The sequence below is a fragment of the uncultured Flavobacterium sp. genome (assembly GCF_951805225.1).
Classification (GTDB): domain Bacteria; phylum Bacteroidota; class Bacteroidia; order Flavobacteriales; family Flavobacteriaceae; genus Flavobacterium.
Genome location: NZ_OX638201.1, coordinates 295854 through 311204, shown reverse-complemented (window position 1 = coordinate 311204; position 15351 = coordinate 295854). Strand labels below are relative to the sequence as shown.

Genomic DNA, 15351 nt, shown 5'->3' with positions numbered 1-15351 from the left:
CCGCGAAAATCCGTTCAATCCGTCAAATCTGCGGGCTTAAAATAAATTTCCCGAAAGAAGAAGCGATATGAAAATTTGGCGTTTCAGTGTTTGGATTTACCCAAGAAGTCCAGGTTGCATCGTATTGTAGATTTTCGGCAAGAGAAAATTTTGCTCTAAAAACTCCAGCTTCAATTATGTTATTCTGAATCAGATTTAAATTTTCTAAAGATTGAATACTAATTCGGCCTTCGACAATAAATGAAGTTTCATCTTTTGAAGCTTTTACATCAATATCCTTTTTAGGCCATTTCCAGTTAAAATCGAAATCTTTGTTTGGTCTTGCTTCAAAATCCATTAATCTTGCCGCAGTATCCATTTCAAGACAGTAATACGGATTTAAAGAATCATTTGCGCGAAAGAAAAGTTCTACTCTATCTGAATTTCCAATACTATCAAAACTATCGTCTTTTTGATCGAAATAAATATCTGTGTCAAAAACTCTAAAATTAAAATAGAAATTTTCAAGATCCCAAAGTGCTCTGAATTCTATTTTAGAAACAGCATTATTTTTCCATGGTGAAGAAAAATCAGTTAGACAATTTGCTTTTTTCCATAGCACAGAATCTAAAATTTCATTAGAACTTTTTTGATTTTTATCGATTAAAACTACCTGATATTCTTTCACAATTTTGACTCTTAAATTTTGTTAATTTTTTAATTTCCGAAAAATCGAAAATGTGCAAAAAAGCATTCTTCATTTCAGCACATTTTCAGAAGGACTAATATAATTTAAAATTCATGAAAAAGTAGCTTGTTTTTTAATAAAATAAAATAAGCAAAAATCAATTTTTCTGTTAAATAAATCCATAAGAAAAGCCTGTTTAATTATTACAAATCCAATCTCGTCATTACGAATTTCACAAGATTTTACACAAACTACATTTATAATTCATCTAAATAACAATTTGACATAAAATAACCTCAAATATAGAAGGGCTTTTATTTCCAAAATATTTTATAAAAATCACATGATTTTATGTCAAAAAAAACGTTTTGCATAATTTTATGTGCTCGAGAACATAAATTACGTGTGTTCGAGCACATTTTTTATGTTTTTTCTTGTTTTATAAAAATATAATATATAGTTTCGTCAAGTATTAATCTTAAAACTAAGTTAATTAAGGAAAATTTTAAGCGTTTTTACCACTCAAAAACGGGATAAAAGTTGACAAAATCGTTCCCTATTAAAGCGAAAATGAAACGACTATTTTAAAAAGAAAACAACTCACTTTAAAACCAAATAAAAAGGCAAAATGAATTTTAAGATCAAAAAAGAAATCTAAAACTTACAAACAAGAAAAAACAAATTAATCATTAACCAAAACCAATTTTAGTATGAAATTATTAACTCAAAAAAAGCCAAGAGATTTTCGGATTTCGAATGTATCCAATAAAGAAATTAAACTCACAATTCTTTCCTTATTAGCTTTAACGTTTCAGGCTTCTGCTGCTTCATCAATAAATACATCACCTAAAAATAATGTTGCGTTGTTTTTTGAAAAAACGGTAAAAGGTAATGTAACGGATCAAAACGGACTTCCATTACCTGGTGCAAACGTGGTAGTGAAAGGAACTTCTAAAGGTGTTCAAACTGATGTTGATGGAAGTTTTGCAATTACAGTTCCTGACAATGCGACGAAACTTATCGTAACTTATATTGGTATGGAAGATCAGGAAGTTGCGATAGGAACTAATCCTTTGAAAGTTGTCATGAAAGAGGCAGGACAAAAATTAGAGGAAATCGTAATTGGATACGGAAAAGCTAAGAAAAAAGATCTTACCGGTTCTGTAAGTTCTGTTGGAAAAGACAATTTGAACTTAGGCGGAACTGTTTCGAATGTTGGACAAGCGCTTCAAGGACGTGCTTCCGGAGTTCAGGTACAGCAAAATAGCTATGCGCCTGGAACTAATCCTACTATTGTTATTAGAGGAGGAAACTCAATTACAACTTCAAATGCGCCATTATATGTAGTCGATGGTTTTATTACTGCAACCGGTGCATCTATTAGCCCAAATGATATCGAAAGCATCCAGATTCTTAAAGATGCTGCTTCTACCGCAATTTACGGTTCAAGAGGTGGAAATGGAGTAATTATGATTACGACTAAAAAAGGAAAATTGGGTAAAATGCAAATCGAAGGCGAGATTTCAGATGGTTTTCAAAACATAATTCAAAAACCATCTTTAGTAACTGGACAACAATACGCTTCTATTCAAAATGCAATTGCGGCTGAAAATGGAAGACCAGCAGTTTTTCCATCAAGTTTTCCTATTGCGAATACCAATTGGTTTGAAGCTGCAACTCGTCCGGGAGAAGTACTAAACAGAACAATTACTTTTAGCGGAAGCGATAAAACATCTAAATTTTTCTTATCAGGAAATTATCTGAAACAAACCGGAGCAATAGAAAATACTGATTTTACAAGATATTCTGTTCGTATTGGAGCTGATAAAAAATTCACTGACAAAGTAACTGTGGGAACCAATGTATATGGTGCTGCAAGCGAAGGTCACAACAGTGATTTTGGCGATAATATTTTATCTCCAATGTTCTCAATTCAAACTGCGCCACCTGCAATTCCTATTTATAATGCTGACGGATCTTATTACAAATACCAAGGAAAAGATAATGCTTTGGCACTTTTACTGGAACCAACAGATCATTCTATAAACAGATTAGTAAATGGAAACATGTTTATGGATTATGAAATCATCAAAGGTTTAACATACCATTTTGGAGCTGGTGCGGAATGGCAGGAAAATATTCAGGGCAAATATACACCAAGAACTCTTGTTGCTGGAGCAGCGCTAAACGGTACGGGATCTGAAGAAAATAAAACTTATTTTAGATGGACTACAGAGCAATATTTAACTTATAAATTCAATATTAAAGAGCAGCATTCTTTTACAACAATGATTGGAACATCAAACCAAAAAGATACTTATGAAAGAATGAAAGCTTCTGGTTCTGGTTTTGCGAATGATATCCTAACTTATTACAATCTTGAAAGTGCTGCTGTTTACCTGAAACCTGAAACTCAGAAAACAGAAACAAAACTTACTTCGTATTTTGGAAGGTTAAGTTATTCTTTTGACGATAGATATTTAGCTTCATTTACTTATAGACTAGATGGTTCTTCTCGTTTTGGTCCAAATAACAAATACGGTAGATTCCCTTCAGGAGCACTTGCATGGAGAATCTCAAAAGAGGCATTTATGCAAAATTTAGAAGCTCTTTCTGAACTAAAACTAAGAGTAAGTTATGGTATTACAGGAAATGACGGAATTCCGGATTATCTATACATGGCTAATCTTGCTCCTTGGAATGTTACTATTTCTGACGGCTCTTTTGTAGGTGGTAATGAACCAAAAAATTTATCGAATCCTGATCTAAAATGGGAACAACAATCTCAAGCCAATATTGGTTTGGATATGGGATTCTTTAACGACCGAATTACTGCTACAGTTGATGTTTACAAAAAGAGAACAACAGATGCACTTTTAAATGTTCCTGTTGGAGGATGGTGGGGATTCAATACCCAAACACTTAACTCAGGTACAATTGATAATAAAGGAATTGAACTTGGTATAACAAGTGAAAATTTCAAAAATGATAAATTCTATTGGAGAACCTCTTTAAATGTTGCTTACAACAAACAAGAAGTAGTTTCACTTGCTGATAACGTAAAAATAATCAGTTATAATACTTCTAATCCAAGTGGTACTGTTTCTGGTCGTGAATTTACAAGATTAGAACCAGGAAAAGAAATGAGTGTTCTATACGGATTTAAATATGCCGGAGTAATCAAAACCGGAGAAGTTTATGCTCCACAACCTTTATCTAAGCCTGGAGATCCTAAATATGAGGATTTAAACGGAGATGGTAAAATTACAGCTGATGACAGAACTTATTTAGGAAATTCTACACCGCATTACCTTGTTGGTTTCAATAATGATTTTAGATTCGGAAATTTTGATGTGAATATCTTTTTTCAAGGCGCTCTTGATTATTCAGTTTACAATATGACCAGAATGGTTGGAGAATCTACAACTAGTACAGATGCTTTGAATCGCTGGGTTGCCGGTACAAACGAAAACACAGATATTCCTAGAGACGGTTATTACAAAAGTTCATACGGAAGTTATGTAAATTCAAGATTTGTTGAAGATGCGTCTTATTTGCGTCTGAAAAATTTATCTATCGGATATTCTATTCCGGAAAGCATCTTAAAACCTACGAAGTTTATTGATAATATAAGATTATATGCTATAGGACAAAATTTATTGACAATTACAGGTTATTCTGGAAATGACCCTGAAATAAATGGACATACAGCTAATGCCACTGCGCAAAATCTTGGTGGAGGAATTGATTTTAACTCTTTCCCGGCTTCAAGAACGTTTATACTAGGAATAAAAATAGCAATTCATTAATAGCTTTTTCAATAACATTAAATTCATCAAAATGAAAAAATATACAATATTATTGCTTTTACTTGCTGCAGGTCTACAATATTCCTGCAATGAGGATCTTGATCCTACGGTATACAGCACTTTGACTACGACGAATGGATATCAAACAAAATCAGATGCTATTGCTGCAGTTAACTCAATTTACGGCAGATTAAAAGGACCTTCTGTAGGAGACAACTTCTCTTATTGGGCAACCCGACATTTTGCATTAACTGATATTGCAACAGATTTGGGTCACTGCCAATACGGTGGAGATCCTGGACAATTATCTTTGGGAACATGGAGTTCTACAAATGGTTTACTTTTAGAAGATTGGAATGCCATGTATAAATTAATTTCCAATGCTAATACTGCTATTTATTATATAGGAAAGATGTCTTCGATTTCAGATGCTGAAAAAGCACAGTTTATTGCTGAAGCCAAATTTTTAAGAGCATCTGCTTATATGGATTTAACTGATTCTTGGGGACCTGTTGTTTTAATGACCGAAGATAATCTGGCAAATCCAAAATATCTGGAACAAACACAACCAACATCTGTAGAAAAAATTGATGAATTTATTATCAAAGACCTTACAGAAATTGCTAATGTTTTACCAGTTAATTATAAAGCAAATATAATTTATGGATCTAATGATGTTGGTCGTGCTACAAAAGGTGCTGCACTTACTTTATTAGCAAAATTATACTTACGCAGCCACGATTGGCAAAAAGTAGCAACGTTTACACAACAAGTAATAAGTCTTGGTGAATACAGCCTTTATCCTACTTACTTAGGTTTGTTTAAAGAAAGTAATAAATGGTGCAGCGAAAACATCTTCTCTTCATTGAGTGATGCTAACACAAACGGAACTGAATTATTGAACCACTTTGGACCAATAGATCACCCGGTTGTTCAAAACAGATGGCAATATTATACCGTAAACTGGGATTTCTACAACACTTTTGGTGACGAAGATGATAGAAAGAAATGTTTCTTCCCAGATTTTGTAGGCGTAGATGGCTTATTGCACAAACAAGCACCTTCATTAGGAGCTGAACCACCAGCTGGAGAATTTTATATGCCAGACGTTTCGACAAGAAAATATGCTGATGATGAAACTACAACCTATTATGATGGTCATAGTGTAAATATCCTTCGTTATGCTGATGTATTATTAAGCAGAGCCGAAGCATTAAACGAAATCAGCGGCCCAACAACTGAAGCTATTGGCCTTATCAATCAGGTTAAAGCAAGATCGCATGCTAAACAATTGGTTTTAAGCGATTACAATCAGAATTCGCTAAGAGATGCAATTTTGCAAGAAAGAGGATGGGAACTTTTCTACGAAGGAAAACGTCGTGCAGATTTGATCAGAATGGGCAAATATGATGTTCTTGTAAATGCTTATCATTTAAGAGTTGGAGAAGCTGCACTTGTCAAAATGCCACAAAATAAATATTATACTTATCCACAAAGTCAGGTTGATCTTAACCCTAATTTAAGTAACGCCGACAGACAATAAGTAAAATTACAATCAAGAATAGACAGTAAAATTGTCTGTCTATTCTTGATTTTTTAAACAAAAGAAGTACTTTTCTGTTTCACAAAAGAAGCCTTTCAGATGATCAAAAAATTAGTATTAAAATCGAGTTTTATTTTGGCACTTCTTGCATTGGCAAGCTGTTCTCAAAATCAGGGTAATGTTATTACAAATATCAACATTGGGACTCATAGCAACAACGAATTGAAGATTCAGATCGATGTTACTACGAAGGACGATGCTCAGGTATATGCCGAATATTGGTCTGATAAAAAGGGAATCAAAAACAAAATAAAAACTCCAATATCAAAAAATGGTCTTAAGCATTCTTTAGTACTTTGTAGTATTACTCCAGAAACCAACTATAGTTATCAGTTAGTTACAGTTCAGGGAGAAAATACAAATACCAGCAAAGTGTACACATTCAAATCAAGAAAATTACCAGAATGGTTACAAAAACAATTCAAAGCAAATTGCCCTAAACCGGAATTATTACCGCAAAACTTCAAAAGTGGTTTTATGCTTATGGCAAAAAGAGAAACACCCGGAGTAGCTTATATTGTTGATTATAAAGGAAATTTAAGATGGTATCACACTGTTGAAGGAACTGGATTTAAAGTAACACATTTTACCAAAGATCAAACGATACTTTCTATTTTAGGAAAAAATGACGAACCAACAAGTTACGGAAGCGAAATTCTCGAAATCAATCTTCAAGGTGATACTTTAATGCACATTAAAAAAGGACAAGGCGATTTAAAACAAGCGATTCACCATGAAATCATTAAAAAATCGGCTAACGAAATTGTCACTATAACAGTAGATAAAAAAATAATGGATTTAACTTCTATTGGAGGAAAAAAGAACGATACCATTAATAGTGACGGAATTTTAATTTTGGATAAAAAAGGAAAAAAAATCTGGAAATGGAGTGTTTTTGATGATTTAGATCCTTTAAAAGACAAGAATATTTTAAAAAACAAAAAAGACTGGACACACGCCAACAGTCTTAATTATGACAAAGATGGAAATTTTCTAATCTCTTTTTATAACAACGGTCAAATCTGGAAAGTCGATTCAAAAACAGGAAAAGTAATCTGGAAATTAGGAAAAGATGGAAACATGAAAATGTCTCCGGACAGTAATTTCTCCCAAGCACATGCAGCTCATATTAATTCTGAAGGAAGTTTAATGTTTTTTGATAATGGTGTAGACGTAAAACAATCATCGGTTTTTGCTTTGAAAGTAGATGAAACTGGTAAAACCGTAAAGTTAGATTTCCATATAAAACTTCCAAGAGACGTTTATAATGATCGAATGGGAAGCGCCTACATGATTGATAAAGAAACCATTTTATGTTGCTGTTCAAAAAGACACATTACCATTTTAACCAATAGAAAAGGAGTTTTACTTTGGGCACTTGAATCTGAAATTCCTCCTTATCGTGTAGAATTTATTCCGGAAGAAAAATTAAAACCATTTCTTCTAAATTAAATAAAAAGAAATATTTCGACTAAATATCCAAGATATACATTGTGCCGTTAGGCACTAAATATTGGTAGAAAATCTAAGTTAAAATAAATTTAAGCGTGCCGTAGGTACGCAACAAAATGATGAAAAGTAATACCTAACAGCTCCGAAGCTTCGGGATTAAAAACTTGTTAGGGTAATGATATAGATTAAAAATTTTACAACATGAAAAAAATAATTCTTATTGGTATATTTTCAGCATTGCCAGTTATTGTTTTCAATTCTTGCAATACTTCAAATTCACAAACATTGGCAGCAAAAACAGCCGATGATGATTCGTACATCACAATTGATACGTCTAAAATTCCGGACGATCAATTTGGCGAATCCGTTCGTTATGGAAGAGAATTGATGTTAAAAACGGCTTATTATATTGGCCCAAACGGAATTAATGGAAAATATCTGGGCAATAAAATGAATTGTACCAATTGTCATCAGGATGCTGGTACAAAACCTTACGCCTTCAATTTAATGGCTTCACACGATAATTATCCACAATATCGCGGACGTGAAAATAAAGTTTTAACACTTGCTGAACGTGTTAACAACTGTATTATGAGACCACATTCAGGGAAACCACTTCCGCTTGACGGGAAAGAAATGGTCGCTTTTTTATCTTACTTTAAATGGATCAGCAAATTTGTTCCTAAAGATGGAAATTATAAAGGTGCCAAAAATTTAGAAATAGAATTCCCAGATGTTGCGGCAAGTCCGGAAAGAGGAAAACAATTATTTATTGAAAATTGCGCCCGTTGCCACGGAAATAATGGCGAAGGACAATACAATGCCGACAAATCAGGTTATACTTATCCACCGCTTTGGGGAGAATATGGATATCAGCCAGGTTCAAGTATGCACAGAGTTATCAAACAAGCACAATGGTTAAAAAGCAATATGCCTTATGACAAAGTAACCATTGGCAAACCATACCTAACAGATACACAAGCACTTGATATTGCAGCTTATGTAAATGATGATTCACAACACACAAGACCAAATCCTAAAACATTTGATTACCCTAACAAAATGGGCAAACCAATTGATTACTCACATAGTCCTTTTCAGGATAATTTTACCGAAGAACAACACAAATACGGGCCTTACAAACCTATTATTGCTTATTGGAAAAAAAATGGATGGAAAGCCGTTTACTAACTTATTAACTACGCATACTTTTTAAACCTGAACATTAAAAACAATGAAACCAAACCTAAAAAACAGACAAATTTTAAGTAGAATATTGATCATTTGTATTTGCATTTTCAGTATTCCGTTGGCTGCACAACAAATAAAATATACAGATGGCAATGACAGCTGGAATCCTAATTTGATAGGAAATCACCGTGTTGTAGTCGATTTTGCAGGCAAAGATAATGTTGCAAAAACAACGATCGAATGGCGCAGAAGAGACGAAAAACCGGAACTAAAAAAGATCATTGTTCAAGATGCTTCAGGAAAGGAAATTCAAAACGTAAAAACAACTGATATAAACAGAGAAAAAGGCACAATTTACTTTGAGCCAGTTTCAGGAAAAGGAACTTATTATGTGTATTACATGCCTTATATTGATGAAGGCGACGCTAATTATCCAAAAGGAGTTTATGCAAAACCAGAAGATAAAGCAGATGCACAATGGCTGTCTAAAATTAAAGCTAATCTAGGCGATAATTGTACTGTAAAAGAAATTCAAAGTGTGAATGCTTTCAATAGTTTTTATCCAATGGAAGTTATTGCAACTGCAGCAGAAACTAATGATTTGATTGCAAAAAACAATGGTAATTCATTCTTGGTTTTTCCGGAAGACAGATTGTATTCTATCCGAATGAAAAATGATTTGCCACAAAGATGGATTCAAAAAGGAGTTCAAAGCACATTTGCCGATACAGCTTTAAAAGGAGAATATTTAGCTTTTCAATTAGGAATTTATGCATTACAGGATTTAGGAAATGTAAAAGTTACTTTTTCAAATTTAATCAGTTCTAACGGAGCTATAATTGAAGCAAAAGACATAAGCTGCATCAATACAGACGGAACTCGTTATGATGCATCTCCTTTTACTGCAAATGTTTCTGTTTCTAAAGGAAAAATCCAAGCATTGTGGTGCGGAATCGATGTTCCCCAAACTGCAGCAGCTGGAAATTATACCGGAAAAGCTATTGTAATTGCTGACGGAAAATCAAAAGAAATCACGCTTCAAATAAAAGTAAGCGACGAAGTAACTAAAAACGGAGGAATCGATTCTCCTGAAAAAATGACGCGTCTAAAATGGTTAAATTCTACTTTAGCACAAGAAAATACCGTTATTGCGCCTTATACACCGCTAGTTGTAAAAGATTCTGAAATCTCATTATTAGGAAGAAAATTAAGTATTGGTGCAAACGGATTTCCATCACAAATACAAACTTACTTTACGCCAGAAATGACATCAATTGGTACAAAAGCCAATGATATTTTGAGCGCTCCCCTAGCCTTTCATTTCGTGGATGCATCCGGAAAAGAATCATTACAATGGAAAAATGCAGGACTTAAATTCACTAAAAAAGAAGCTGGAACCGTTGCTTGGGAAAGCACTTCTACATCACAATCTGTTCAAATGGATGTGAATGCTTCAATTGAATTTGACGGTTTTTTACATTATACTGTAAAAGTTACAGCGCTTGAAGATCTTACTTTCAATGATATTAATTTTCAATTGCCTTTTCAGCCAACATCTGCAAAATACATGATGGGATTAGGTCAAAAAGGTGGAGAACGTCCGGCAAATTTCGACTGGAAATGGGACGTAGCACATAAAAATCAAGATGGCGCATGGATTGGAAACGTAAATTCAGGATTGCAATTTTCGCTAAGAGACGAAAAATACAGCCGTCCATTAAACACGAATTTCTATTTGCAAAAACCATTGTTATTACCAACTTCCTGGGGTAACGAAAACAAAGGTGGAATCACAATTACACCAAACCAAAAATCAGTTTTAGTAAATGCGTACAGCGGAGCTCGCAGCATGAAAAAAGGTGATGTTTTGTATTATAACTTCAACTTATTGATTACACCTTTCCATAAAATCGACACAGATTTTCAATGGGATACTAAATTCTACCACAAATACAGCCCAATTGATACAATTGCTCAAACTGGCGCAACAGTAATCAATATTCACCATGCAAATGCTATAAATCCATATATCAATTATCCTTTTATCGAATTTAAAAAGATGAAAAGTTATATCGACGAAGCGCATGAAAAAGGATTAAAAGTTAAGATTTACAATACAGTTAGAGAAGTTTCAAACAAAGCTTATGAGACTTTTGCTTTAAAAAGTTTAGGTCACGAAATCTATTCTCCAGGAAAAGGAGGCGGATTCTCTTGGTTGCAGGAACATCTTGGAGACGATTATATCGCAGCTTGGTTTGTACCCGAAATTAAAGATGCTGCAATCGTAAACAGCGGAATGAACCGTTGGCACAATTATTATGTTGAAGGAATGAATTGGTTAACCCAAAATGTTGGAATTGACGGAATTTATCTTGATGATGTTGCTTTTGACAGAATCACAATGAAACGTATTAAAAGAGTTTTAACAAAAGACGGTCATCCGGGAATTATCGATTTACACAGTGCAAATCAGTACAATAAAAGTGACGGATTCAACAATAGCGCCAACTTATATATGGAACACTTTCCATACATCAATAAACTTTGGTTTGGAGAATATTTTGATTATGAAAAAAACCAACCGGACTTTTTCTTAACAGAAGTAAGCGGAATTCCTTTTGGATTAATGGGCGAAATGTTACAAAGCGGCGGAAATCCTTGGAGAGGAATGGTTTACGGAATGACAAACAGATTACCTTGGAGCGATAATGCAGATCCAAGACAAATCTGGAAATTATGGGACAATTTTGGAATTAAAGGTTCTGAAATGATTGGATATTGGAGCGAAAACTGTCCTGTAAAAACAAACAACGATAAAGTTTTGGCAACAGTTTACAAAAAGAACGGTTCAGCATTAATTTCGATTGCAAGCTGGGCAGATTCTGATGTAAAAGTAAAACTAACAATCGACTGGAAAAAACTAGGAATCAATCCTGCAAAAGCTACAATTACAGCTCCGGAAGTTGCTAATTTTCAACCGGCACAGACTTTTACTGCAAAAGATGAAATAACTGTTCCTAAAGGAAAAGGATGGTTACTTATTGTTAAGTAATAATCAGCTTCAAGGTTAAAATAATGCATTTGTGTCGTTAGGCACTAAAGGTTGGTAGAAAATATATGTTTAGAGTATATCAAGCGTGCCGTAGGTACGCAATAATTATCGTTTTGTTGCGTACCTACGGCACGCCAACGTATTTGACATCTAATTTCTACCAACATTTAGTGCCTAACGGCACATTTAATAAAAAATACAACTATTAATACAGATTAATCATTGAAATCTTTTTTAATCTGTGGCAAAACCAAATAACCACAAAAAACCAGCTTCATATGAAACTTAAACCTTTCTTATCAATTCTACTTTTTGGAAGCCTGTTTGTCAACGCACAAAATAAACCCACAATAAAAGAATACAAAAAAGTATTCACGACCTATCCGTTTTCAGATCCTGATCCAATTCCTAAACCAGATACAAAAGTGTATCCGTATTTTCGTTTTGATGGTTTTACAAACAAACCAATTCAGAAAGAATGGAAAGTTATTGAGCTTGAAAATGATTATATCAAACTAATGATTCTGCCTGAAATTGGTGGAAAAGTTTGGTCGGCAATAGAAAAATCAACCGGAAAAGACTTTGTTTACAACAATCACGTAATCAAATTTAGAGATATTGCCATGCGCGGTCCGTGGACAAGCGGCGGTGTAGAAGGAAATTACGGAATCATCGGGCATACGCCAAATTGCGCCACTCCTGTTGATTATACAACGATAACAAGACCAGACGGAAGTGTAAGCTGTGTTATTGGAGTTTTGGATTTATTGACTCGAACTTCTTGGAAATTAGACATTAATTTGCCTAAAGACAAAGCCTATTTTACAACAAATTCGTTTTGGTTTAACGCAACAGATGCAGAACAACCTTATTATACCTGGATGAATACCGGTATAAAAGCATCAGAAAATTTACAATTTATTTATCCCGGACAAAGTTATATTGGTCATAACGGAGAACATAATTCGTGGCCAATCGACAAAGAAAATGGCAAAGATTTATCTTTCTATAAAAACAATAATTTTGGCGGTTACAAATCGTATCACGTTTTTGGAAAATATGATGATTTCTTTGGAGGATATTACCATGACGAAGATTTTGGAATGGGACGATACGGAAATCACGATGACAAACCCGGCAAAAAAATATGGATTTGGGGATTGTCGCAACAAGGAATGATTTGGGAAAAATTACTAACCGATACTGACGGTCAATATGTAGAAGTTCAAAGCGGAAGATTATTCAATCAAGCCAGCGAAGGCAGCAATTTAACTCCTTTCAAACAGCGTTCTTTTGCACCTTATCAAACAGATTCATGGACAGAATACTGGTTTCCGGTAAAACAAACAAAAGGTTTTGTAAAAGCCAATAATTATGGAGCTGTTAATGTAAAAAACGAAAATGGCTGGTTGAAAATCTATCTTTCTCCACTTCAAAAACTAAACGAAAAATTAGAAGTTTTTGACAATAATAAAAAAATCTATTCTAAAGATATTTCGGTAAATACATTACAAGTATTCAAAGATTCAATTCAGATTTCAGTTGATGAAAACAAATTAAAACTTACGCTTGGCGAAAATAAATTAGTTTGGAATTCAGCACCCGAAGATGGTAATTTGGCTCGACCGTTAGAAGTTCCTAAAGATTTTGACAACAATTCGGTTTATGGATTATATCTTCAGGGAAAAAATTATATCAGTTTTAAAGATTACGTAAAAGCAGAAGAAAATCTAAATGCATGTTTGAAAAAAGATCCAAACTACGCTCCTGCCCTTTCTGATTTAGCCTCTTTGCAAATTAGAAAATTACAATATAAAGAAGCTGTAATTTCAGCAAGTAAAGCCTTAGCGATCGACACTTATAATCCTGCAGCCAATTATTACTACGGAATTGCAAATCTGCATTTAGGAAATATAACTGATGCAAAAGACGGTTTTGACATTGCCGCTTCAAGCGTAGAATTTCGCAGCGCCGCTTATACCGCTTTGAGTAAAATTTACTTTAGTGAAAACGATCAATCAAAAGCGATTGAATATGCCGAGAAAAGTTTGCTAAACAATCAGTACAATCTTGAAGGTTTACAAGTTCTGGCAGTACTTTATCGTCTGCAAAATAATTCCGCGAAAGCGAATGAAATCTTAAATAAAATAAATACCGTTGATCCGTTAAATCATTTTGCAGATTTTGAACGATTCCTTTTGGAAAATTCAGAAGCTTCAAAACAGCATTTCACTTCACTTATACAAAATGAAATGCCGGAACAAACCTATCTTGAATTAGGAATTTGGTATCAGCATCTTGGCCGCAAGGACGAAGCGCTAAAAGTTTTTTCACTTGCGGTTCCAAGTGCTGAAATCCTATATTGGAAAGCATTTCTCGAAGGAAAATCGGTTGATTTAAGTAAAATACAACCCGGAATCAGCTTTCCTTTTAGAGGAGAAACAGCAATAATTCTGGAGAAATTAATTCCGACAAACGATCAATGGCAATTGAAATATCATCTGGCTTTAATTGAGTGGAATCGTGATAATCTTTCGAAAGCAAAAGAATTATTTATACAATGTGGTTCAAAACCAAATGATCCGGCTTTTTATGCCGCAAAAGCATCTTTGTTCAAAGACGATTCTAATGTTGTAATTGCAAGCCTTCAGCAAGCTTTGAAATTGGATAATCAAGGTTGGAGATATCATAAATTATTGGCAGAACATTATATCAGTCAAAAACAATATGACAAAGCGTTTGCAATTGCAGAACCGTTTTATAAAAAACATACAGACAATTATTTAATGGGAATGCTGTATGGAAAAATATTGTTGCTCAACAAAAAATATGTTGCTGCAGATGCTTTCCTGACCAAATTAGAAATTCTTCCGTTTGAAGGTGCAACTGCGGGAAGACAATTGTATCATGAAGCAAAATTGATGCAGGCTCTAGCCGAAATGAAAAACAAGCAATACAAAAAAGCATTACAATTTATTGCCGATGCAAAACTGTTTCCGGAAAATCTGGGCGTAGGAAAACCGTATGATGTTGATATTGACGAAAGACTTGAAAATTGGTTGGATTATCAATGTTACACAAGTCTTGGCGATAGTGAAAAAGCAAAACAATCTTTACAGAAAATCACTGCTTTTAATCCGAAAATTGATAATACGGTTATGAATTTTTTACCGGCAAATCAATTGGTTTCTGCTTGGGCAATCGAGAAAACTTCATCAGCAAATGAAGCAGAAAAGTGGTTAAAAAGTCAGGCAAATTTATATCCCACAAATAAAATTGTGCAATGGACATTATTAGTTTACACTAAAAAACCATCTGATATTTTAACTGCTGACGAAAAAGATGGAGAAGTTAGAATCATCGAAAAATTATAAGAAGCAACTGAATACACAACTAGCTGAATGTAATTATTTTTAACACATAGAAACATAAGATTATAGAACTCATGAAAGGCGTTTCACTTGCATTAAAACACATAACTATGTGTGAGAAACGAGTTTCTTTTTGATTTACTTTTTTTCAAAACATAAAATCTATGTTTCTATGTGTTTAAATATTATTTTTTACGCATTACACG

At 33.8% G+C, this 15351-nt stretch carries 7 protein-coding genes; 6 read left to right on the top strand and 1 reads right to left on the bottom strand.

The window, feature by feature from the left end; genetic code table 11:
- Positions 1-22: 22 nt before the first annotated feature.
- The gene (locus WN975_RS01360) at positions 23-667 is read right to left on the bottom strand and encodes a sugar-binding protein (protein ID WP_337964867.1); all 645 of its coding nucleotides are present in this window, start codon (positions 665-667) and stop codon (positions 23-25) included.
- 710 nt (positions 668-1377) lie between these two features.
- Between WN975_RS01360 and WN975_RS01355 the strand changes: the two genes are divergently transcribed.
- The 6 genes from WN975_RS01355 (at position 1378) to WN975_RS01330 (ending at position 15148) form a co-directional block, all read left to right on the top strand.
- Positions 1378-4476 carry a TonB-dependent receptor gene (locus WN975_RS01355; RefSeq protein WP_337964866.1) on the top strand — a complete coding sequence of 1033 codons (3099 nt, stop codon included), beginning with the start codon at positions 1378-1380 and terminating at the stop codon, positions 4474-4476.
- Positions 4477-4507: 31 nt separating this feature from the next.
- Complete coding sequence (locus WN975_RS01350) at positions 4508-6019, top strand: RagB/SusD family nutrient uptake outer membrane protein (RefSeq protein ID WP_337964865.1); 1512 nt, start codon at positions 4508-4510, stop codon at positions 6017-6019.
- 99 nt (positions 6020-6118) lie between these two features.
- On the top strand, positions 6119-7531 hold the full coding sequence (locus WN975_RS01345; protein WP_337964864.1) for an aryl-sulfate sulfotransferase: 1413 nt from the start codon (positions 6119-6121) through the stop codon (positions 7529-7531).
- Between the two features lie 201 nt (positions 7532-7732).
- Positions 7733-8722 carry a c-type cytochrome gene (locus tag WN975_RS01340; protein ID WP_337964863.1) on the top strand — a complete coding sequence of 330 codons (990 nt, stop codon included), beginning with the start codon at positions 7733-7735 and terminating at the stop codon, positions 8720-8722.
- Positions 8723-8765: 43 nt separating this feature from the next.
- On the top strand, positions 8766-11774 hold the full coding sequence (locus WN975_RS01335; protein ID WP_337964862.1) for a DUF6067 family protein: 3009 nt from the start codon (positions 8766-8768) through the stop codon (positions 11772-11774).
- 278 nt (positions 11775-12052) lie between these two features.
- Complete coding sequence (locus WN975_RS01330; RefSeq protein ID WP_337964861.1) at positions 12053-15148, top strand: DUF5107 domain-containing protein; 3096 nt, start codon at positions 12053-12055, stop codon at positions 15146-15148.
- Positions 15149-15351 lie beyond the last annotated feature (203 nt).